Genomic DNA, 19,660 nt, shown 5'->3' with positions numbered 1-19,660 from the left:
GGCTAGACCATTCGATCGGAGACGTCGAACGTGAACCACCCCCGCCCCAAGGCCCGGCTCTCCCGCGCGCTCGGCATCCCGCTCACCCGCAAGTGCGTGCGGTACTTCGAGCGACGTCCCTACCCGCCGGGTGTGCACGGCCGCAACCGGCGCAAGACCTCCGACTACCAGGTCCGACTGCTGGAGAAGCAGCGGCTGCGCCACCAGTACAACGTCAGCGAGGCCCAACTGCGCCGGACGTTCGACGAGGCCGCCCGGGGCGCCGGGAAGACCGGTGAGTCGCTGGTCGCCCTCCTGGAACGGCGACTCGACGCGGTGGTGCTCCGGGCCGGGCTGGCCCGCAGCATCTACCAGGCACGCCAACTCGTCGGGCACGGCCACTTCACCGTCGACGGGCACAAGGTCGACCGGCCCTCGTACCGGCTGCGGCCCGGCCAGGTGGTCGCGGTACGCGAGCGCAGCCGCGCCCTGCCACCGTTCCAGCTCGCCGCCACCGGCGCGCACGCCGACGACCGACCCCGCCCGTACCTGTCGGTGGAGCTCACCGGGCTGCGCGCCACGCTGCTGCGCGAGCCCGCCCGGCACGAGGTGCCGGTGGTCTGCGACGAGCAGCTCGTGGTGGAGTTCTACTCCCGCTGAGCGGTCAGCGGCGGCCCGTCCCTCCGCACCTGCCGCCGCTGCGGCACCGGCGGGTCGCCGCTGCCCACCACGGGCCCCGCAGCGGCGTCGGTGCGGGTCGGCCCGGGACCGTCGGCGGCCCGGGCGGTCCACGCCGCCCACAGCCGGGCGTAGCTTGCCCCCGCACCGACCAGGTCGGCGTGCGGACCACTCTCGACGATCTCGCCATGGTCCATGACGATGATGTGGTCCGCGGCCACGGCCTGGGTGAGGCGGTGGGCGACGACCAGGGCGGTGCGTCCCGCCAACGCCGCGGCGGCGGCCTGTTCGAGGTCGCGCGCACCCGCGCTGCCCGCCTCGGCGGTCGCCTCGTCCAGCACCACCACCGCGGGGTCGAGCAGCACCACCCGGGCCAGCGCCAACTGCTGCGCCTGCGCCGGAGTCAGCGGGTGGCCGCCCTCACCGACCACGGTGCCCAGGCCCTCGGGGAGGGCGAGCACCCAGGTCAGGGCACCGACGCGGGCCAGGGCCGCGGTGAGTTCCTCCGGCGAGGCGTGCGGGCGGGCCAACCGCAGGTCCTCGTCGAGGGGCCCGGCGAACACGTGGGTCTCCTGACTGACCAGGGCGACCGTCCGGGCGGGCAGCTCGGTGACGGGTACGCCGCCCAGGGTGGCGGTGCCGTGCCCGGGGCGCAGGGCCCCGGCGGCGATCGACGCGACCGTGGTCTTCCCGGCGCCGGTGGACCCGACCAGCGCGACGACCTGGCCCGACCCGACCCGCAGGGAGACGTCGCGCAGCACCGGCGTGGCCCCGTCGTAGCTGAAGCCGACGCCGGTCAGGACGAGGTCGTGCGCCGTCGGCACGGTGCCGCCGCCACGGCCTTCGGGGTCCGTGCCGAGCACACCGACGAGACGGGCCAGGCTCGCCCCCGCATCCTGGGCCTTGTCGAAGGTGACCATCAGGTGCAGCACCGGGCCGAACAGGCGGTGCAGCAGCAGCGCGGCCGCGGAGACCTCGCCGAGAGTGACGGCGTCCCGGCGGACGAGCAGGAATCCCACCGCCAGCACCGCGCCGAGCCCGGCCAGCTCCGCCCCGTGGATGCGGCCCACGAAACGGGTGTAGAGGGCGAACACGCTCGTCGAGATGTCCCGCGCGCGGGCCGAGACCGCCGTGATGCCGGCGAGGTGCCGGTCCTCCAGCCGGTAGGCGTGCACCGTACGGATGCCCTGCACACTCTCGACGAACTGCTGCGACCGCTGCGCGATGGCGACCCGCTCCGCCGCGTAGGCTGGCGCGGCCCGGGGGAGGTACCACCGCAGGCCGAGCACATGGAGCGGGACGGCGACCGCGCCGGCCAGCCCCAGCCGCCAGTCGATGCCGGTCATCGTGCCGAGGCTGATCGCCGCCAGCAGCAGGGCCGAGATCAGGGTGGGCAGAACCTCGGTGACGGCCCGGTCGATGGCGCTGACGTCCGCACCGACCCGCGAGACCAGGTCGCCCCGGCCCGCCCGGTCGAGCACCGCCGCCGGCAGGCGCAGCGCGGTGTCCAGGGCACGTTCACGCAGGTCGGCGAGGATCCCCGCACCCAACCGGCGGATCAGGTGGGCGCTGACGCCGGTGGCCACGCCGCCGACGACCGCCGCGGCCACGATGACCACGGCGACCGGCACGAGCGCGTCGGTGCCGCCACCGGCCCGGACCCGGTCGACCAGCAGGCCCAGGGCGTATGCGGGGACGATCGCCGTGGCGGCGGCGAGCAGCCCGACGACCAGGGTGCCGCCGGTGCCGCCCGGGCGGGCCCGTAGTTGCGCACCGAGCCACGCCCTGCTCGCGCGCGGGCCGGCCACGGGCAGGATCGGGTGGGTCACCGCAGCACCGTCCGGCGGTAGCTGTCGTCGTGGCTGACGAGTTCGGCGTGCGTACCCTCGGCGGCGACGGTGCCGTCCCCGATGAACACCACCCGGTCGGTGGCGGCCAGCAGCGTCGGGCTGGTGGTGATGACGACGGTGCCGTAGCCGGCAGCCGAACCGTGCCGCAGGGCGCGGATGCCGTCGGCGACGGCCCGTTCGGTGACCGCGTCGACGGCGGTGGTCGGGTCGTGCAGGACCAGCAGCGGCGGCGCGGCGAGCAACGCGCGGGCGAGCGCGACACGTTGACGCTGGCCGCCGGAGAGGTTCGCGCCGCGTTCGGTGACCGGCATGCGTAGGCCCTCCGGGTGCAGGTGCGCCACCTCGGCGGCGGCAGCGGCGCGCAGGGCCTCGTCGAGCCGTCCGCCGTCGTGCCGTCCGTCGTCGTCGTGCCGCCCTCCGTCGTCGTGCCGTCCTGCGTCGTCGCGCAGGGCGATGTTCGAGGCGAGGGTGCCGGTGAACAGGTCGGTGCGGTGCGGTTCGCTGTGCAGCACCTGCCGCGCCCGGCCCCGGTCCACGGCCTCGAGCCGTTCGCCGCCGAGCAGGACGTCACCCGTGTGACCGTCGGGCACCGCCAGCAGCCGCGCCAGCGCCTCGGCGTCCGCCGGTCGGCGGGCCACCACACCGACGAACTCCCCGCCACGCACGTGCAGGCGCAGCCCGGCGAGCGGGCCGTACGTCACGTCGGTCAGGCGCAGCTCGTGGCCGCTGCTGCGGGGCGCGGCGGCACCCGGCGGCAGGACCACGTCGGCCCCGACGACGGCGGCGACCCGCTCCGCCGCCGCGCGGGCGGCAGCGGTCCAACCGGGTACGACCGCGAGCACGCCGAACGGTTCGACGAGGAACTGCGCGGAGCCGATCACCGTGATGAACTGGCCGACCGTGATGCGGCCGGTGAGCGCGAACCAGCCCGCCATGAGCGCGATGCCCCCGGCCAGCAGGGCGCTCAGCATCGTGGACGCGCCCAGGTAGGCGTTCTGGGTCCGGGAGGCGCGCAGCGTGGCCGCCAGGGCGTGGCGGCTCACCCGGTGGTACCGCTCGACCGCGGCGTCCTGCGCGCCGATGCCGCGCAACGCCCGCAGCCCGGTCACCAGGTCGGTGGCGAGCGCGGTGGCCCGGCCGGCCTGATCCTGTTGCTCCTTGACACGTCGGGCGATCAGCGGCGCGGTGCGGTTGAGGACCGCCAGCACGACCGGGATGGCGACCAGCACGGTCAGTCCGAGCGGTGGCGAGATCAGCAGCAGCGCGACCGCGCTGACCGTGACCGCCACCAGGGCGCTGGTGATCCGGGGGATGTGGTCGAGCAGGTAGGAGGTGTACTCGGCGTCGGTGGTGGTGACCGCGAGCAGGTCGCCGGTGTGCCGTTCGGCCCGGAGTACGCGTGGGTGCAGGATCCGTGCCGCCAGCTCGACCCGCAGTTGGTGACCCTCCTCGGCGATGGCCCGTTGCAGGCGTCGCGCGCCGAAGCGGTAGGTCACCGCCAGCACCAGGTAGACCGCCGCCAGGACGGCGATCCAGACGAGCAGTGCGGTCAGGTCGCCGGTGGCGACGCCCCGGTCGACGATGACGCCGATGAGGATCGGCACCAGGGCCGCGCAGAGCTGGTAGACGCCGGCCAGTGCCGTTCCGCTCCAGAGGCGTCGCCCGTTGCGGGCGACCGCCCTACGCAGGATGACGGTGCCAGCACCGATCTTGCTCACTGCCTCATACCCCCTGGTCAACGGCTCAGGAACGTGGAGTACTTTACCGATCAAGTATTAGGTAAGCCTGTCCTTACTATGTGAGTTGGAGTACTCCGTATGCGCCCCTCCCGGTTGCTCACCGGAATCGTCGCGGTCGCCACCACGCTCGCCCTCGCCGCCTGCGGCGGGTCGTCCGACCCCGACGGGAAGCCCGCCGCGTCCGGGCCCGCGACGGCGACCTTCCCGCTCACCGTCACCCACGCGCTGGGCACCACCACGATCGACAAGAAGCCGGAGCGGGTCGCCACCGTCAACTGGGCCAACCACGAGGTCCCCCTCGCCCTGGGCGTCGTCCCGGTCGGCTACGCCAAGGCCAACTTCGGCGACGAGGACGGCGACGGGCTGCTGCCCTGGGACGCCGCACGACTCAAGGAACTCGGCGCGTCGACCCCGGTGCTGTTCGACGAGACCGACGGCATCGACTTCGAGGCGGTGGCGAACACCAGGCCGGACGTCATCCTGGCCGCGTACTCCGGCCTGACCAAACAGGACTACGACACCCTGACGAAGATCGCGCCGGTCGTCGCGTACCCGCAGGCGCCCTGGGCCACCTCGTGGCGCGACAGCATCAAGCTGGAGAGCAAGGCCCTCGGCCTGGCCACCGAGGGTGACGCGTTGATCGCGAAGATCGAGAAGCAGATGAAGGACGAGGCCGCCCGCTACCCGAAGCTGGCCGGCCGGTCGGCGATGTTCCTGACCCACCTCGACCCGACCGACCTCAGCAAGATCAGCTTCTACACCACGAACGACACCCGGGCCCAGTTCTTCACCGACCTCGGCATGACGCACCCGCAGAGCATCGCGAAGGCCTCCGCCGCGACCAAGGAGTTCAGCCTCACCCAGAGCGCCGAGCAGGTGCAGAACCTCAGCGACGTCGACATCATCGTGACCTACGGCGACGCCGACGGCACCACCCTGGCCACCCTCCAGAAGGACCCGCTGCTGTCCAAGATTCCCGCGATCAAGCGCGGCTCCTTCGTCTCGCTGCCCGGCAGCACCCCCGTCGCCACCGCCGCCAACCCGACACCCCTGGGCGTCTCGTTCGTCCTCAAGGACTACGTCGACCTGCTCGGCAAAGCCGCCGACAAGCTCTGATGACCGGTGCAACCACCTCCGGGCCGGACGTCGCCCTGCTGCGACGTCCGGCCCGGACCCGCCTGACCTGGCTCCTGGTCGTCCTCGCCGCGCTGACGCTGGCCCTGATCGCGTCGGTCGCCTTCGGTTCCCGGATCGTCGGCTGGGCCGACATCACCGCCGCACTCGGCGGCACCCACGACACCCTCGACCAGGCGGCCGTGGTCAAACGCCTGCCCCGGACGGTGCTCGCGGCCCTGGTCGGCGCGGCACTGGCCCTGTCCGGGGCCGTGATGCAGGGCGTCACCCGCAACCCGCTCGCCGACCCGGGCATCCTCGGGGTGAACATGGGCGCGATGCTCGCCATCGCCGTCGCCATGACCACCGTCGGCCTGTACACCGCCACCATGTACATCTGGGTCGCCATCGCCGGAGCGGCGGTGTCCGCGCTGTTCGTCTACGCGGTCGGCTCGCTCGGTCGCGGCGGCGCCACCCCCCTCAAGATCGCCCTGGCCGGTGCGGCCACCTCCGCCGCCCTCGCCTCGCTGGTGGTCGCGGTCGTGCTGCCGCGTGGCGACATCGCCGAGAACTTCCAGTCCTGGCAGGTCGGCGGCGTCGGCGGGGCCAACTGGGACAGCATCGGCCAGGTCCTGCCGTTCCTGCTCGCCGGGCTGGCCAGCTGCCTGCTGTGCGCCCGGGCACTCAACTCCCTCGCGCTCGGCGACGAACTCGCCGCCGGCCTCGGCGAACGCGTCGCCCTGGTCCGCGGGATCGCCGCCGCCGGCGCGGTGGTGCTCTGCGGCGCGGCCACCGCGGTCGCCGGACCGATCGCCTTCGTCGGCCTGATCGTCCCGCACCTGTGCCGGCTGCTCGTCGGACTCGACCACCGTTGGCTGCTGCCGTTCGCGACCCTGGTCGGCGCGGTGCTGCTGACCGTCGCGGACGTCGCCGGACGGGTGGTGAACCGCCCCGACGAGATCGAGGCCGGGATCATCACCGCCCTGATCGGCGCCCCCTTCTTCATCTACATCGTCCGCCGGCAGAAGGTACGCGAACTGTGAGCACCACGACCCTGAGGGCCGTCACCCGCGGCCGGGTCCGGCGCAGCCGACGACGCCGTGCCGTGCTGACCGCACTCTCGGCGGCGGTGGCCGCGCTGGTCGTCGTCTCGCTGATGGTCGGGCAGACGTTCTACCCGCCCGGCGACGTGCTGCGGGTGATCCTCGGCGAGACCGTGCCCGGCGCGTCGTTCACCGTCGGTGAACTCCGGCTGCCCCGCACCGTCCTGGCCCTGGCGACCGGGCTCTGCTTCGGCATGGGCGGCGTCACCTTCCAGACCATGTTGCGCAACCCGCTGGCCAGCCCCGACATCATCGGCATCAGCTCGGCGGCGAGCGCCGCAGCGGCCTTCGGCATCATCGTGCTCGGCCTCGGCGAGACCGGCGTCTCGATCTTCGCCATCGTCGCCGCGCTCGGCGTCGCCGTGCTCATCTACCTGCTGTCGTTCACCGACGGGGTGGCCGGCACCCGGCTGGTGCTGATCGGCATCGGCATCGCCGCCATGCTCAACAGCGCCACCTCGTACGTCCTCAACCAGGCCGGCCAGTGGGACCTGCAGGCGGCGACCCGCTGGCTCAACGGCAGTCTCAACGGCTCCACCTGGGACGAGACCGTTCCGGTGCTGGCCGCGCTGGCCCTGTTCGGCCCGGTGCTGCTGAGCCAGGCCCGGAACCTGACCATGCTGCAACTCGGCGACGACACCGCCGCGGCGCTCGGCACCCGGCTGGAACGTACCCGGCTGGTCTCGATCGTCGCGGCCGTCGGCCTGATCGCGTTCGCCACCTCGGCCACCGGGCCGATCGCGTTCGTGGCCTTCCTGGCCGGGCCGATCGCCGCCCGGCTGGTCGGCGCCGGCGGCTCACCGCTGGTGCCGTCCGCCCTCGTCGGCGCGTTGCTGGTGCTGGTCGCCGACTTCCTCGGCCAGTTCGCCTTCGACATCCGCTTCCCGGTGGGGGTGATCACCGGGGTGCTCGGTGCCCCGTACCTCATCTACCTGCTCGTCCGCACGAACCGCGCCGGAGGCTCGCTGTGACCACCGACCACGCCCTGACGACGGAGAAACTGACCGTCGGCTACGGCGACCGCGTCGTCATCGAATCGCTCGACCTGCTCGTCCCGCCCGGCCGGATCACCGCGATCGTCGGCGCCAACGCCTGCGGGAAATCGACGCTGCTGCGGTCGATGTCGCGACTGCTCGCCCCGCGCGCCGGTCACGTCCTGCTCGACGGCCGGCAGGTGCACCGGACGCCGGCCAAGGAGCTGGCCCGCACCCTCGGCCTGCTGCCCCAGTCACCGATCGCCCCGGAGGGCATCACCGTGGCCGACCTGGTCGGTCGGGGCCGCAACCCGCACCAGCGACTGCTGTCGCGCTGGAGCGGGGACGACGACCGTGCGGTGGCCGCCGCCCTCGACGCCACCCACACCGCCGACCTGGCCGACCGGTCGGTCGACGAACTCTCCGGCGGGCAGCGGCAACGGGTGTGGATCGCGATGGCGCTGGCCCAACAGACCGAACTGCTGCTGCTCGACGAGCCGACCACCTTCCTCGACGTCAGCCACCAGGTCGAGGTGCTCGACCTGCTCACCGACCTCAACGCCACACGCGGCACCACGATCGTGATGGTGCTGCACGACCTGAACATGGCCGCCCGCTACGCCGGCCACCTCATCGCGCTGGCCGACGGTGGCCTGTACGCGGCGGGGCCGCCGACCGAGGTGCTGACCGAGGAGTGCGTCCGGGCCGTCTTCGGCCTGGACAGTCGGGTCATCGTCGATCCGGTCTCCGGCCGGCCGTTGATGCTGCCGATCGGTCGCCATCACGTCTCGGCCGCTCGCACCTAGCCCCACGACGAGCCCTCCCGGTCGGCCGGTACGGGTTGCGGAGGTCCCCTGTCCCACCCTCGCCGTCGTGGATCTGCACCCGGTGGTTCGGCCCGAGTGCGCTGCGGGTGGCCCGCCGCTACCGGCTGGACCTGCACCTGGAGGTCGGCGGACGGCCCGATTCGCGCGGGTACGCCACCACGGTGACCCGCGACCTCGACCGGGCGCTGCGCGACCGGGGCCTGGGCCACGCCGAGCAGAGTGGCAGCAGCATGCGCCGGGACGCCTCCGGTGGCTACGTCACCCACGCCGTCAGCGTGGACATCGCGGTCTTCGACGATCTCGCCGCCGGCACCGACCTCATCCGGCACACGCTGCTGCGCCACGATCCGGCACCGGAGACCGTGCTGCGTCACCAGGGGGGCACCGACGCAGTGGTGGCGCTGCGGTGACCCCGGCGGGTCGGCAAACGGCCGACCCGCCGCCGGCCGGACGGCACTATGCTGCGACCAGTCCCCGTCGAGCAGGGAGATGACGTGTCGCGTCGTACCGGTAGGCCCTCGTATCTGCTGGCCGCGTCGCCTTCACCACGCCGCCGGCCGTCCCGGCTCGCCGTCGTCGCCGCGATCGGGCTGGTCGTCGCCCTGGTCGGTGGCGGCATCGGATACACGGTCGGTCGACCGGACGCCACCGAGTCGGCCATCGCCGACCTGCGCCGGGCCGAGGCGAAGCGGGACGCCCAGCAGATCACCGAGCTGACGGCCACCGCCCGACGCCTCCGCGACGAGATCACCCCCGTGCTCGACGCCCTGCGGGCCGGGCCGACCGCCGACCAGCAGCAGGCACGCCAGTGGCAGCAGACCGTGCTGCGGGCGGCGGAGCCGTTCGCCGACCCACCGTCGGGCAGCACGGCGACCAACGTGGCACGCGGTGGTCTGCGTGGTGCCGTGGAGCAGACGTCCCTGGCCGTCGAGTCGTACCTCCTCGCGGTCACCGGGCCACCCGGGCAGCGGGCGGCGCTGACGGCACTGGCGAAACGGCAGGCGGAGCAGGCCGCCGCCGCCTGGTCCGTCGCCGCTACCCAACTCGATCAGGTCAACGTCGACGCCGGCCACGGCCACCAGCACGTCTACCTGGACGGCGACCAGCACGACGGCGCGCAGGAGGGCACCGGCGGGTGACCGGGGCCGGGCCGGGCCAGCCACCCGGTTCGGTCCGGCGTACCCGCGCCACCCGGGTCGTGCCCGTGCGGCGTCGACCGGCCGGCGGGGCTGCGGTGCGCGACGGGGAATGCCATGGTGGACCCGCCGCACCCCCGACCCGGACGGAGCGCACCGATGCCCGCGACGGAACTGCTCGCCGAACGGTTGGTGCGGGCCGGGATCGGGGACGTCGTCACGGTCGAGCCGGTGAGCGGTGGCCTCGCCGCGCTCGCCGGGATCGCCCACCGCAGGGACGCGCCACCGGTCTTCGTCAAGACCTTCGCCGATCCACCCGACGGCGACGCGTTCGTCGCGGAGGCCGACGGGCTGACGGCCCTGCGGGAACTGGGCGGCCTGGCGACCCCCGACGTGCTCGTGGCGAACCACGAACTGCTGGTGCTGTCGCTGTTGTCGCCGAGGCCGCAGGACGGGGCCTTCTGGGAGCGGTTCGCTCACGCGCTCGCCCACCTGCACACCAGCACCGTCCATCCCCGCTTCGGCTGGCACCGCGACAACTGGTTGGGGCGTCGCCGGCAGGTCAACACCTGGGCCGACGACGGCTTTGCCTTCTTCGCCGAACGCCGTCTGCTGCGCTGGCTCTCCGAGCCCCGGGTCGAGGCGGCGCTCGGTGCCGCCGACCGGGCCGCGATGCAACGGCTGTGCGCCCGGCTGCCCGAGCTGCTGCCGGACCGGCCGGCGTGCCTGACGCACGGCGACCTCTGGTCGCAGAACGTGCTGTCCACCGGGGACGGACAGGCGGCGTTGATCGACCCGGCGGTGTCGTACCTGTGGGCTGAGGTGGACCTGGCCCACCTGTGGACCACGGCTGCGCCACCGCAGTCGCGTCGGTTCTTCGCCGTCTATGCCGAGCTGACCGGCCTCGACGCCGACTGGCGGGACCGCATGCCGATCATCCAACTGCGGCAACACCTGGCGGTGCTGGCCCAGTTCGACGACGACTGGGGTGCCGCCGAGACGATCCGCGCCACGCTCGCCCCGTTCCGGTCGCGGGCCTGACCGGCCGCGATCGTCGAGCACCGGGAACGTCCCGGGAGCCGGCGGCCGACCCGGGCGGCCGGGCGCCGTCACGATCCCGACGGCACCGCGGGCGGCTGCCGATCCGGCCAGAACGGCCATTCCTCGAACGACCGGCACCGCCCGTCGTCGGCGAAGCGCATCACCCACAGGTCGCGGTACTCCTGCCTGACCGGGTCGCCGTAGTGCACCTCGTGGCGGGACACGGCGGTGTCGCCGTCGACCGCGACGATCGCGCTGGTCATCCGGAACACCTCGTCGGGGCCCTTGCGCTGCGCCTCCCACATCCGGGCGATGGCCGGCAGACCCACCACGGGGGTCAGGTAGGGCCCCTGCTGGTAGCTCGCGTCCTCGGTGAAGAGCGCGCCGAGGGTGTCCGTACCCGGCGTCCGCCAGGCCCGCTCGTAGGCGACGAGCCAGTCGTCGACATGCTTCCTGTCCATGCGCCCCACCCTGCCATCCGGCAGACGATGGAGTGCCGCACACCGCCCACACCGCGGGCAGCGGACCGGCGGCGCTGCCGCCGCGATCGCGCCGGGAGCGGCCGGGAAGGCCGACAGGCGGGAGTGCGGTACGTCACCCTGACAAACTGTACCGGCTGGTCGGTACAGTTCCGGCATGATCACGCCCTCGACCCCGGTCGCCGCAGCGGCGCTGTCGACCCGCCGACGGTGGGCGGCGCTGGCCGTGCTGGCCGCGGCGGTGCTGCTGCTCGCCGTCGACGGGACGGTGCTCTCCCTGGCGGTGCCGGCGCTGACCGCGAGCCTGGCACCGACCGCGGAACAGGTCCTCTGGATCGGTGACATCTACTCGCTGACCCTGGCGGGGCTGCTGGTGCTGATGGGCAACCTGGCCGACCGGTTCGGACGCAAACGGGTCCTGCTGATCGGTTCGGTGGCCTTCGGTGCGGCATCGCTGCTGGCCGCGTTCGCCCCCAGCGCGCCCGCGCTGATCGGGGCGCGTCTGCTGCTCGGTGTGGCCGGCGCGACGCTGATGCCGTCCACCCTGTCGCTGATCCGCAACATCTTCCCCGACAGCGGCGAACGGACCCGGGCCATCGCCATCTGGTCCACCGCCTTCGGGGCCGGGTCGGCGATCGGGCCGCTGGTGGGCGGGTTCCTGCTGGAACACTTCTGGTGGGGCTCGGTGTTCCTCATCAACGTGCCCGTGATGGTCCTGGTGGTGGTCTCCGGTCTGCTGCTGCTCCCGGAGTCCCGGGACCCGCGACCGGGCCGCTTCGACGTGCTCTCCGCCGTGCTGTCCATGACGGCGGTCGTGCCCCTGGTGTACGCCGTCAAGCACGTGGTCGGGGCCGGCCTCGACGGCGTGACCGTGGCCTGCCTGCTGGCCGGGCTGGTCGCCGGCGTGCTGTTCGTCAGGCGGCAGCGGCGGCTGGAACAGCCCATGCTCGACGTCGAACTGTTCGGCAACCCGGCGTTCGTCGGGGCGGTCGTCGCCAACGTGATCGCCATCTTCGCACTGGTCGGCATGCTCTTCTTCTTCTCGCAGTACCTCCAGTTCGCCCGGGGGTTCAGCCCGTTGCAGGCGGGTCTGGCCGAGTTGCCCGCCACCCTGGCCTCGATCGTCGTCGTCGTGATCATCGCGTTGGTCGTGGCCCGGTTCGGCCGGGGCCGGGCCATCGCGCTCGGCCTGGGCCTCGCCGCCGCGGGGCTGGGCGCGGTGGCGGCGGCCGCGCACGCGCCGTACCTCTGGCTCGGGTTGGCGCTGGTGCCGATCGGCCTCGGCATCGGACTGGCGATGACGCTGACCGGCGACGCCATCCTCTCGGCCGCGCCACCACGCAAGGCCGGTTCCGTCTCGGCGATCACCGAGACCGCCAACGAACTCGGTGTGGTGCTGGGCATCGCGGTGCTGGGCTCCCTGCTGTCGCTGGTCTACCGCCACGCGGTGAGCGTGCCGGCCGGACTGCCGGCCGGGGACGCGGCCCGGGTCCGTGACTCGCTGGGCTCGGCGTTGCAGGTGCTCCCGCCGCAGTCCACCGCCGGTGCGCGGGACGCCTTCATCACCGGAGTGCAGGTCAGCTCGTCGGTCGCGGCGGTGCTGACCCTCGGCGCGGCCGTGCTGGCGTGGGCGCTGATCCCGTCGCCGCGCCCGCCCCGGCCGTAGGTACGGTGTCGCCGTGGGACGTACCGCCGGCCGGTCGCCGCAGGCCACCCGACGTGCCCTGCTGGACGCCGCCGCGGACGCCGTGCGCGCCCGGGGGATCCACGCCTCGCTGGACGACATCGCCCGCTTCGCCGGGGTGTCCAAGGGTGGGCTGATCTACCACTTCGCCAGCAAGGACGAGTTGATCGCCGAGTTGGCCCGCGATCAGCTCGCCGCCTTCCAGGCGAGCATCGACGCCGCGCTGGACCCCAGCGACACCGCACCGGGACGACTGACCCGGGCCTACCTGCGCGCGGCGGTGGCGCCCGCCGACGACGCCACGGTACGCGCATCGCTGTCGCTGATCACCCAGCTCATGACGGTGCCCGCGGTCGCCGAACTCGCCCGGGCCGACGCGGAACGGCTGGAGGCGGCCCTCGCCGCCGACGGGCTGCCCGCCGAGGTGCTGGCGCTCGTGGTGGCGGCGGCGGACGGCATGAGCACCGCGCCGTTGTGGGGCGCCCCGACGCACACCCCGGCCCACCGACGGCTGGTGGAGCGGCTGCTGCACCTGACCCGGAACCCGCACCTGTGGGAGACGCTCACGCCCTGAGCCGGGCGACCCGCACGGCCCGTCACGGCCGCGATGTCGGCGGCTGTCGACGTCCCGCCACCGGCGGTATCCTCATCCACTCTCGTCGATCGGCGAGGTGGTTTCGTTCCGCTCCGCACACCCTTTCGGAGGCACGATGAGGTTCCGTATCGCCCGTACGCTCGGCGCGCTCGCGCTCGTGCTGGGAGCCGTCGCCGTACCGGCGACCCCGGCCGCCGCGCACGACACCGCCGACGCGATCGCGGTGTACCCACCGATCCAGGACTCGTCCACCTGGAACAGGTTCGGCGGGTCCGGGCCGGCCAACCACCACATCGTGTTCGGCAACTGGGGCTACACCAACGACTGGGCGGTCGACATCTACCGCAACCCGGGAGCCACCGTCGTCTCCCCGTTCGGCACCAAGACGGCGGCCGGGCACCCGGTCGCGGTCACCGTGGTCACCGTCCGTCCGGGCTGCGCGACCGGCAACCTCGCCGACGGCGGCTACCGGATCGGACTCGAAGCCCGGGACACCACGACCGGTGGGATCATCGGCCGGGCGGACGTGATGCACGTGAACGACAAACCCGGCGGTGTCGTCGTCGGGGCCTCGGTCGGCCCGTGGACCAAGCTCGGTGAGACCGGCCGGTTCCGGTACTCCAGCTGCTACCAGGTCAACGGGGACAGCGGCGCGCACATCCACCTTGAGGTGATCAACCAGCACCGGTACTCCTGCTACGTCAACCGCGCCGCCGACACCGCCCTGACCGACCTGACCGTGGTCGGCCGGATCGGCGTCCACTACTCCGGCCAGCGCGCCGCCTGCTGACGACGGCCGGTGGCGCGACGACCGATCCGTCAACCGACGGTCGGCGTCGCCACCGCCCGCCGGGGCCGGGTCCGTGCCGGACGCTGTCGGTTGGCCGGCAGTGTCCGGGCACGGACAGTAGCCGCCATGTGACTTCGGGTCCCACCCATGATGGGTCACGTCGACGTGCCGTCGCGACAGGCCGGCGGACGGGACACCCCGGTCAGGAGGATGGGCATGCCGTTCGAGGTCGACTTCAACTGGGCATCGCAGGCCGTCATCGAGACGGTGGCCGTGCCGTTCCCGTCCCTGGAGACACCACCCGGCGTGGTCGTCGCCGACCCCGCGGTCCCGCAGTTGGCGTTCCAGCACTCCGGCCCGGTGACGGTCACGATGCTCGGCAGCGGCCGGTGGAACCGCGACACCAGCTACCGGTTCAACGCCGGCTGCAACCAGGAACCGCACCAGGCAGCGGCGATCGGGGAGGTCGGGGTGCTCGCCGCCGCGCAGGCGCAGCAGTTGGAGGACTGGTTCCTCCAGCGGTATCCGACCGTCAACCCGGTGGTGCTGAAGAACGGCGGGAAGTGGAACCTCACCCTCACCCGCAACGGTGCGGTCTTCAACTTCCACGTCGGCGTCCACGACTGACACCTCCCGTGCCGGCGCAGGGCGGCCCGGCCGTCCCGCGTCGGGTCCCCGGGGCCTGCCCGAACGGTGGATCAGCGATCGGCCACTGTGGATCTACGATCGGTCACAGTCCCGTCACCCCTGCGGAAGGACCCCCATGCCCCAGCCGATGCGCCGCCGGTTCACCCGACTCGCGGTGGTCGCCACCGCGGCGGCCGCCGTCAGTTTCACCGTCCAGCCGGCCCCGGCCGCCGCCGTGCCGTTCGACTGGAACGGGGCCTTCGCCACGTACGAGGAGTGCGAGCAGTGGCGCATCGACGCCAGCTACTGGGGCGAGGTGGCCAGCAACTGCGTCTACCGCACCCTGCCCGACAGCCAGTACAACGGCTGGTACTTCCGGGCCTCGATCGCGGGCTGAGCCCCGACGACGGGCGGCCCCGGCCCACGGCCCGCCCGGGCGTACCGGACGGGTTCACCGCACCCGTCCGGTACGCCCGGGCGGCCACCGAGGCGGGCAGCAGCGCGACCATCCGTCCGAGTTCGATCTGCCGCAGCATCTGCACCATGTCCGCGAACGGTGGCCGCTGCTCACCGTGGCGGACGTAGACGTACGCGCCGGGGACGACCTGCTGGTGCCCGGCCTCGATGTCGGCCAGCCGCAGCCGTGGCGGCGCGGTGAGCGGGTGACCGGTCGGCAGCGCCAGGGTGATGATCGCGCCCGAACCGGTCCTTCTCCCCGTGCCGCCCACCGCGTGACGATGGGCGTCATGGTCGTCGTCACGACCCCCACGGGCACCATCGGTGCCGCCGTCGCCGCCCGCCTGCACCGCAGCGCCGCTGAGCGGCAGGGGTGACGCAGGTCAGCTCTGCTGGTAGTTGACGGCGGCGAACCCGCACGGCCGGTGCAGGTGCAGGTAGTAGGCGCCCTCGCCGTACTCGTCCAGGTCCGCGCCGCCGACCAGACCGACGTAGTCCATCGGCTGCCGGCACCCGGGGCAGTCGGGGTGGTCGGCGTCCTGGATCCAGTCGGGCCGGCCACCAAGCGTCGAACCGCCCCGGTCCCACGCGCTGGCCTGATAGGGGCTCTCCTGGGCTTCCCCGGGGACCGGCAGCAGCGCGGGCGGATCCTCCGTCCCGGCGGGACCGAGATGGTCGGGGCGGGTGTTACCGGTCCACCAGCCGGTGCCGCCGTCCGGCGTGACCCGGCTGTACAGCGTCGTGTAACAGGCGCAGAAGTGGCACGTCTCGATCACCAGGCGACCGGACCAGCCGGTGTGCGCCAACGCGACACCGACGGCGGGGTCCGCCGGGTCGAGGTCCGCAGCCGTCCACAGCGGCGACGCGCACCACGGGCAGATCGCCACGTCCGGCCGCCGTGGTGCCTCGCGCATGAGCCACCGGTACGCGGTGTCCCCGCACAGGTCGCGCCGGTGGCCCTGCGGGTCGACCGTCCAGCCGCCCTCGGACGCGTAGTCCAGGATGTCGACGTGCAGCGTGTCCGCGCCGGGCGGGGGCTGAGCCGACCAGCGACGTAGGGCGTCCTCGGCCAGCGGGTGGGCGGTGTGCGCCAGGACGACCAGCAGGTGGTTGAGCTGCTCCGGTGTCCGCCCGCCGTCGACACGCGCGACGACCCGGCGGACCACGTCGGCGTCCGCCGCCCGGTACAGCTTTCCCGGCCACAGCACGTCGTGGTCGAGAAGCGAGCTCAGGTGCGGCGTCAGCCTGCCCGGCTCGGTGTCCGCGATCAGGGACAACTCCTCGACCGCGTCGTCGTCACCGGCGGACACCTTCCGGACCAGCTCCTCGATCATGGCCCGATGCTAACCAACCCGACCGACGGCACCGAACCGCGTGGCGGCCCGCGAAGCGGTGCCCCTCGCCCACCGTCCGGTGCTGAGCAGCGCCAGGGCGGCGATGCCCACGCCGAGACCGGACACCAGCCACCACACCGGCCGGGTGGAGTCGGTGAACGAGGTGCCGTCACCGACCGAGCCCACCATCGTGCCGGCGATCGCGACCCCCAGGGTGGTGCCGGTCTGACGGCCCGCCGAGGCGAGTGAGGTGGCCAGGCCCGCCATCGAACGCGGCATCCCGGAGACCGCGGTGTTGGTGACCGGCGGGTTGAGGGTGCCCTGGAAGATTCCGAAGAGCAGATAGCTCGCGAGCACGGCGACGAGCGGGGTGGCCGGCCCGATCAGCAGGGACGTGAGGCCGCCCAGCGTGAGCGCCGTCCCCGAGGCGAGCAGCGGCAGGCGCGGCCCACGGGCCCCGACCACCGTCCCGGTGTACGGCGAGAGCAGCGCGATCGACGCACCGAGCGGCAGCAGGCTGAGCCCGGCGGTCAGCGCCGACATGCCGCGGACGTGCTGGAGGTAGAGCGTGGTCACGAACAGGAAGGCCCCGAAGGCGCAGAGCGCGAACAGGGCCATCAGGATCGCCGAGCTGAACGGCACGCTGCGGAACAGCCGCCACTCCAGCAGTGGATCGACCCGGCGGGCCTCGTACCCGACGAGGCCGACCGTGGCCAGCGCGGCGGCGACGAGCAGCCCCAGGATGACCGGTGCCGTCCAGCCCTGCCGGTTGGACCCGATGACCGCGTAGACGACGCTGCCGAGCACCACGATCACCAGGAGCTGGCCGACCGGGTCGAACCGGCGGGGCCGCGGCGCGCGCGACTCCGGCACGTACCTCGCGGTGAGGGCGAACGCGACGAGCGCCAACGGCACATTGATCCAGAAGACGGAGCGCCAGCCGAAGCCGTCGATCAGCGCACCGCCGAGGACGGGGCCCAGCGCGAGCGACAGGCCGGACATCGAACCGAAGACGCCGATGGCCCTGGCCCGTTCGGCGGGGACGGTGAAGGTGTTCGCGACGATCGCCATCGCCACGGGGTTCAGCATGGTCGCGCCGATGGCCTGCACGGCCCGCGCCGCGATCAACCAGCCGATGCCCGGCGACACGCCACACAGCAGCGAGCCGACGCCGAACATGAGGAGGCCGGTCTGGAAGACCCGCCGCCGACCGACCCGGTCCGCCGTGGAACCGGCCAGCAGGAGGAAGGCGGCCAGCACCAGTGTGTAGGCGTCGATGATCCACTGCAGGCCGGTCACCGTGGCGGCCAGGTCGTCGCGGATGCGGGGCAGGGCGGTGTTGACGATGGAGATGTCCACCACCACCAGGACCATGCTGGCGCAGCAGATCGCCAGCACCAGGGTGCGACGGCGTGGGCTGAGCTCGCTCACCAGGTTCTCCCGATACGTACGGTCATCATCTGATGTCACGTCGTGACCGGGGTGATGCTAGGTATTCGAGTGCGCTCCAGGTCAAGCCGGAGCCGGGCGTCGCTGCGGCGGTGCGGGGCTTGTTCCCGGTCCGCACCCGGCTGCGGGTGACCGGCCGGGGCGCTCGGCGGGCGCGGTGGTCGGCCCGTTCCTACACGGTGAATGCCGGTCCGGGCCGGCCGATGCCGATCCGGCCGTTGGTCGGGCGGTGCTCGAACGTCACCCCGATCTCGTCTTCCCAGCACCGCATGATGTCCTGTTCACCACGCCGGTCGATGTCGTCGAGCACGACGGCGAAGTCCTCGGCGAACCGCGCGGCGAAGAAGGGCCCGGCGGGATGACGGGCGTGCGCGTTCGCCGCCTGGTAGGCGGGAGGTCCGTCGACGAGGAGCAGGTCGACGGCCCGGCCCGCGGTCATCTCCGCGAGACGGCGCTGCTCGTACCAGGTCGACTCCTCGTCCGGCCAGCGGGACTCCACAGGCACCAGGGGGGCGTGCACCACGGTCACCACGTCGCCGAGGCCCTCGCGCGCCAGCTCCTGACCGAGCAGTTCCGCCCAGCGTTCGTCGTGCTCCACGGTCCACAGGTGCCCGCCCCGCTGCCGCAGGAGCCGGCCGATGTAGAAGGTGGAGACGCCACTGCCCAGCTCGACGACGGACCGACGCTGGTTGACCAGGATCTCGTTGAGCACCGCGACGACTCCGCTCGGCCGCATGGCGCTCGCGCTCCACGGCAGGTACGTCAGCGACAGCGGGGCCAGTGCCTGCATGGCCAGCAGGTCGTTGCGTTGGAGTTCGTTGCGTTGCAGGGAGGGGCGGTGGCGCTCCTCGTATTCCGGCCGGGCGCTCACCGCGGCAACACCCCCGCCAGCCAGGAGGGCAGCTGCCCCTCGTCGAGGAGGTCGAGGACCACCGTCTTGGCCAGGGCGGAGGCGAAGTGCACCTGGGCGGCGCCGCTTGGTGACTGCAACCGCGACTCGAGCCTCGTACGCTCCCGTCGGTAGCTGGCCGCCTGCCGGCCGTTGGTGCGGAAGTCACTCGTCCAGCGGGACAGCTCACAGAAGTTCGCGACCGCCGGGGCGAAGTTCTCGAACAGGACCGCGCCGTGGTCGAGCCCGACGGTGTCCGGTTCGAGGAGCTGGACGAGCATCCAGTGGTACTGGTCGCTGGTGGCGTGCAGCCGGTCCGGGTCGACGCCGTGCGCCCTCAGGCGACCCAGGAGGGGAAAGTGCTCGCTGGGGGGCTTCGGGTACTTCGCGGAGAGGGCCACGATGTCTCCGGCCGGCCCGATGAAGCCACCGCTGTTGAGATAGGGGTACGGGCGCACGGGCGGGCTGTCGTGCAGGGCGAGGCCGACGTTGCCCAGCGGCCAGCAGTTCGACTCGGCACTGAACACGACACGCTGCGGGAAGCCCGCGTACGTGTCGAGGATGTGATCCGCCCCCCGCAGGAAGAGCGTGTCGTACGCGTCGGTGAACATCACCAACTCGTCGGGCGCCACGTGCCGGTCGAGGTATTCGGTCAGTAACGCGCGCTTGTCCCTCGGCCGGAAACCCTTCTGCGTGCCCTCCAGGACGACCAGCCTGAGTCCCGCAGCCGCGCAGGACGGTTCCAGCAGTCTGCGTAGGAAGGGATGTTCGAGGTCGGTGGCGATGGTGATGACCCTCATCTTCGGCGTCCAATCGTGCTGGCGGATCGTGGCGTGGGACCGCACCGGACGCGCGCTGGGACGGCTGCCCGAGCTGGGCGGGGGTCGACCGGCTGCCAAACTATCTATCCACCATGG

21 protein-coding genes are annotated in these 19,660 nt (G+C 72.8%); 14 read left to right on the top strand and 7 right to left on the bottom strand.

Going from position 1 to position 19,660, the window contains the following annotated elements:
* The first annotated feature begins 30 nt into the window (after positions 1–30).
* Positions 31–639, top strand: coding sequence for a 30S ribosomal protein S4 (rpsD, locus tag AB0C22_RS24595; protein ID WP_219460451.1), 609 nt, complete (start codon positions 31–33; stop codon positions 637–639).
* Here the strand turns inward: rpsD and AB0C22_RS24590 are convergent.
* The gene (locus AB0C22_RS24590) at positions 627–2,486 is read right to left on the bottom strand and encodes an ABC transporter ATP-binding protein (RefSeq protein ID WP_357537239.1); all 1,860 of its coding nucleotides are present in this window, start codon (positions 2,484–2,486) and stop codon (positions 627–629) included. The two genes, rpsD and AB0C22_RS24590, sit on opposite strands and share 13 nt — an antisense overlap.
* Positions 2,483–4,225: an ABC transporter ATP-binding protein gene (locus AB0C22_RS24585; RefSeq protein WP_357537237.1), complete on the bottom strand. Its 1,743-nt coding sequence runs from the start codon at positions 4,223–4,225 to the stop codon at positions 2,483–2,485. The genes AB0C22_RS24590 and AB0C22_RS24585 overlap by 4 nt, the downstream gene beginning before the upstream one ends.
* A 99-nt stretch (positions 4,226–4,324) precedes the next feature.
* Between AB0C22_RS24585 and AB0C22_RS24580 the strand changes: the two genes are divergently transcribed.
* From AB0C22_RS24580 to AB0C22_RS24550, 7 genes are all read left to right on the top strand, one after another.
* A complete protein-coding gene (locus AB0C22_RS24580; RefSeq protein WP_357537235.1) occupies positions 4,325–5,362 on the top strand; it encodes an iron-siderophore ABC transporter substrate-binding protein in 1,038 nt (345 codons plus the stop codon).
* Complete coding sequence (locus AB0C22_RS24575; RefSeq protein ID WP_357537233.1) at positions 5,362–6,402, top strand: iron ABC transporter permease; 1,041 nt, start codon at positions 5,362–5,364, stop codon at positions 6,400–6,402. The genes AB0C22_RS24580 and AB0C22_RS24575 overlap by 1 nt, the downstream gene beginning before the upstream one ends.
* Positions 6,399–7,433 carry an iron chelate uptake ABC transporter family permease subunit gene (locus tag AB0C22_RS24570; RefSeq protein WP_357537231.1) on the top strand — a complete coding sequence of 345 codons (1,035 nt, stop codon included), beginning with the start codon at positions 6,399–6,401 and terminating at the stop codon, positions 7,431–7,433. The genes AB0C22_RS24575 and AB0C22_RS24570 overlap by 4 nt, the downstream gene beginning before the upstream one ends.
* The gene (locus AB0C22_RS24565) at positions 7,430–8,242 is read left to right on the top strand and encodes an ABC transporter ATP-binding protein (protein WP_208570525.1); all 813 of its coding nucleotides are present in this window, start codon (positions 7,430–7,432) and stop codon (positions 8,240–8,242) included. The genes AB0C22_RS24570 and AB0C22_RS24565 overlap by 4 nt, the downstream gene beginning before the upstream one ends.
* 35 nt (positions 8,243–8,277) lie before the next feature.
* On the top strand, positions 8,278–8,673 hold the full coding sequence (locus AB0C22_RS24560; protein ID WP_219460474.1) for a hypothetical protein: 396 nt from the start codon (positions 8,278–8,280) through the stop codon (positions 8,671–8,673).
* A gap of 84 nt (positions 8,674–8,757) precedes the next feature.
* Positions 8,758–9,402 carry a hypothetical protein gene (locus AB0C22_RS24555; RefSeq protein WP_219460477.1) on the top strand — a complete coding sequence of 215 codons (645 nt, stop codon included), beginning with the start codon at positions 8,758–8,760 and terminating at the stop codon, positions 9,400–9,402.
* A 156-nt stretch (positions 9,403–9,558) separates the two neighbouring features.
* Positions 9,559–10,440 carry a fructosamine kinase family protein gene (locus AB0C22_RS24550; protein ID WP_219460483.1) on the top strand — a complete coding sequence of 294 codons (882 nt, stop codon included), beginning with the start codon at positions 9,559–9,561 and terminating at the stop codon, positions 10,438–10,440.
* A gap of 68 nt (positions 10,441–10,508) precedes the next feature.
* Here the strand turns inward: AB0C22_RS24550 and AB0C22_RS24545 are convergent, their stop codons facing one another.
* Positions 10,509–10,901 carry a nuclear transport factor 2 family protein gene (locus tag AB0C22_RS24545; protein WP_219460487.1) on the bottom strand — a complete coding sequence of 131 codons (393 nt, stop codon included), beginning with the start codon at positions 10,899–10,901 and terminating at the stop codon, positions 10,509–10,511.
* 175 nt (positions 10,902–11,076) lie between these two features.
* On the opposite strand from AB0C22_RS24545, the gene AB0C22_RS24540 reads away from it, so the two are divergent.
* From AB0C22_RS24540 to AB0C22_RS24515, 6 genes are all read left to right on the top strand, one after another.
* Complete coding sequence (locus tag AB0C22_RS24540; protein ID WP_219460491.1) at positions 11,077–12,585, top strand: MFS transporter; 1,509 nt, start codon at positions 11,077–11,079, stop codon at positions 12,583–12,585.
* Between the two features lie 13 nt (positions 12,586–12,598).
* Positions 12,599–13,177 (top strand): TetR/AcrR family transcriptional regulator, encoded by a 579-nt coding sequence (locus AB0C22_RS24535; protein ID WP_219460494.1) that lies wholly within the window; start codon positions 12,599–12,601, stop codon positions 13,175–13,177.
* A gap of 136 nt (positions 13,178–13,313) precedes the next feature.
* Positions 13,314–13,988 carry a hypothetical protein gene (locus AB0C22_RS24530; RefSeq protein ID WP_219460495.1) on the top strand — a complete coding sequence of 225 codons (675 nt, stop codon included), beginning with the start codon at positions 13,314–13,316 and terminating at the stop codon, positions 13,986–13,988.
* Between the two features lie 216 nt (positions 13,989–14,204).
* Positions 14,205–14,615: a hypothetical protein gene (locus tag AB0C22_RS24525; RefSeq protein WP_219460498.1), complete on the top strand. Its 411-nt coding sequence runs from the start codon at positions 14,205–14,207 to the stop codon at positions 14,613–14,615.
* 136 nt (positions 14,616–14,751) lie between these two features.
* The gene (locus tag AB0C22_RS24520; RefSeq protein ID WP_219460501.1) at positions 14,752–15,012 is read left to right on the top strand and encodes a hypothetical protein; all 261 of its coding nucleotides are present in this window, start codon (positions 14,752–14,754) and stop codon (positions 15,010–15,012) included.
* A gap of 175 nt (positions 15,013–15,187) precedes the next feature.
* Positions 15,188–15,448, top strand: a complete 261-nt coding sequence (locus AB0C22_RS24515) for a hypothetical protein (RefSeq protein WP_219460505.1) — start codon at positions 15,188–15,190, stop codon at positions 15,446–15,448.
* 6 nt (positions 15,449–15,454) lie between these two features.
* Here the strand turns inward: AB0C22_RS24515 and AB0C22_RS24510 are convergent, their stop codons facing one another.
* The 4 genes from AB0C22_RS24510 to AB0C22_RS24495 form a co-directional block, all read right to left on the bottom strand.
* Complete coding sequence (locus AB0C22_RS24510; protein ID WP_219460508.1) at positions 15,455–16,405, bottom strand: hypothetical protein; 951 nt, start codon at positions 16,403–16,405, stop codon at positions 15,455–15,457.
* 9 nt (positions 16,406–16,414) lie between these two features.
* On the bottom strand, positions 16,415–17,836 hold the full coding sequence (locus tag AB0C22_RS24505) for a DHA2 family efflux MFS transporter permease subunit (protein WP_219460511.1): 1,422 nt from the start codon (positions 17,834–17,836) through the stop codon (positions 16,415–16,417).
* Positions 17,837–18,026: 190 nt separating this feature from the next.
* A complete protein-coding gene (locus AB0C22_RS24500; protein WP_219460515.1) occupies positions 18,027–18,725 on the bottom strand; it encodes a class I SAM-dependent methyltransferase in 699 nt (232 codons plus the stop codon).
* Positions 18,722–19,543, bottom strand: a complete 822-nt coding sequence (locus tag AB0C22_RS24495; RefSeq protein WP_219460519.1) for a glycosyltransferase domain-containing protein — start codon at positions 19,541–19,543, stop codon at positions 18,722–18,724. Before AB0C22_RS24495 ends, AB0C22_RS24500 begins: the two co-directional genes overlap by 4 nt.
* Between the last annotated feature and the right edge of the window lie 117 nt (positions 19,544–19,660).

Origin of the sequence: Micromonospora sp. NPDC048894, assembly GCF_040649765.1 — a bacterium.
Classification (GTDB): Bacteria; Actinomycetota; Actinomycetes; order Mycobacteriales; family Micromonosporaceae; genus Micromonospora; species Micromonospora antibiotica.
Note: the sequence above shows the minus strand (reverse complement) of the source record. Positions and strands in the feature narration are given on the sequence as shown.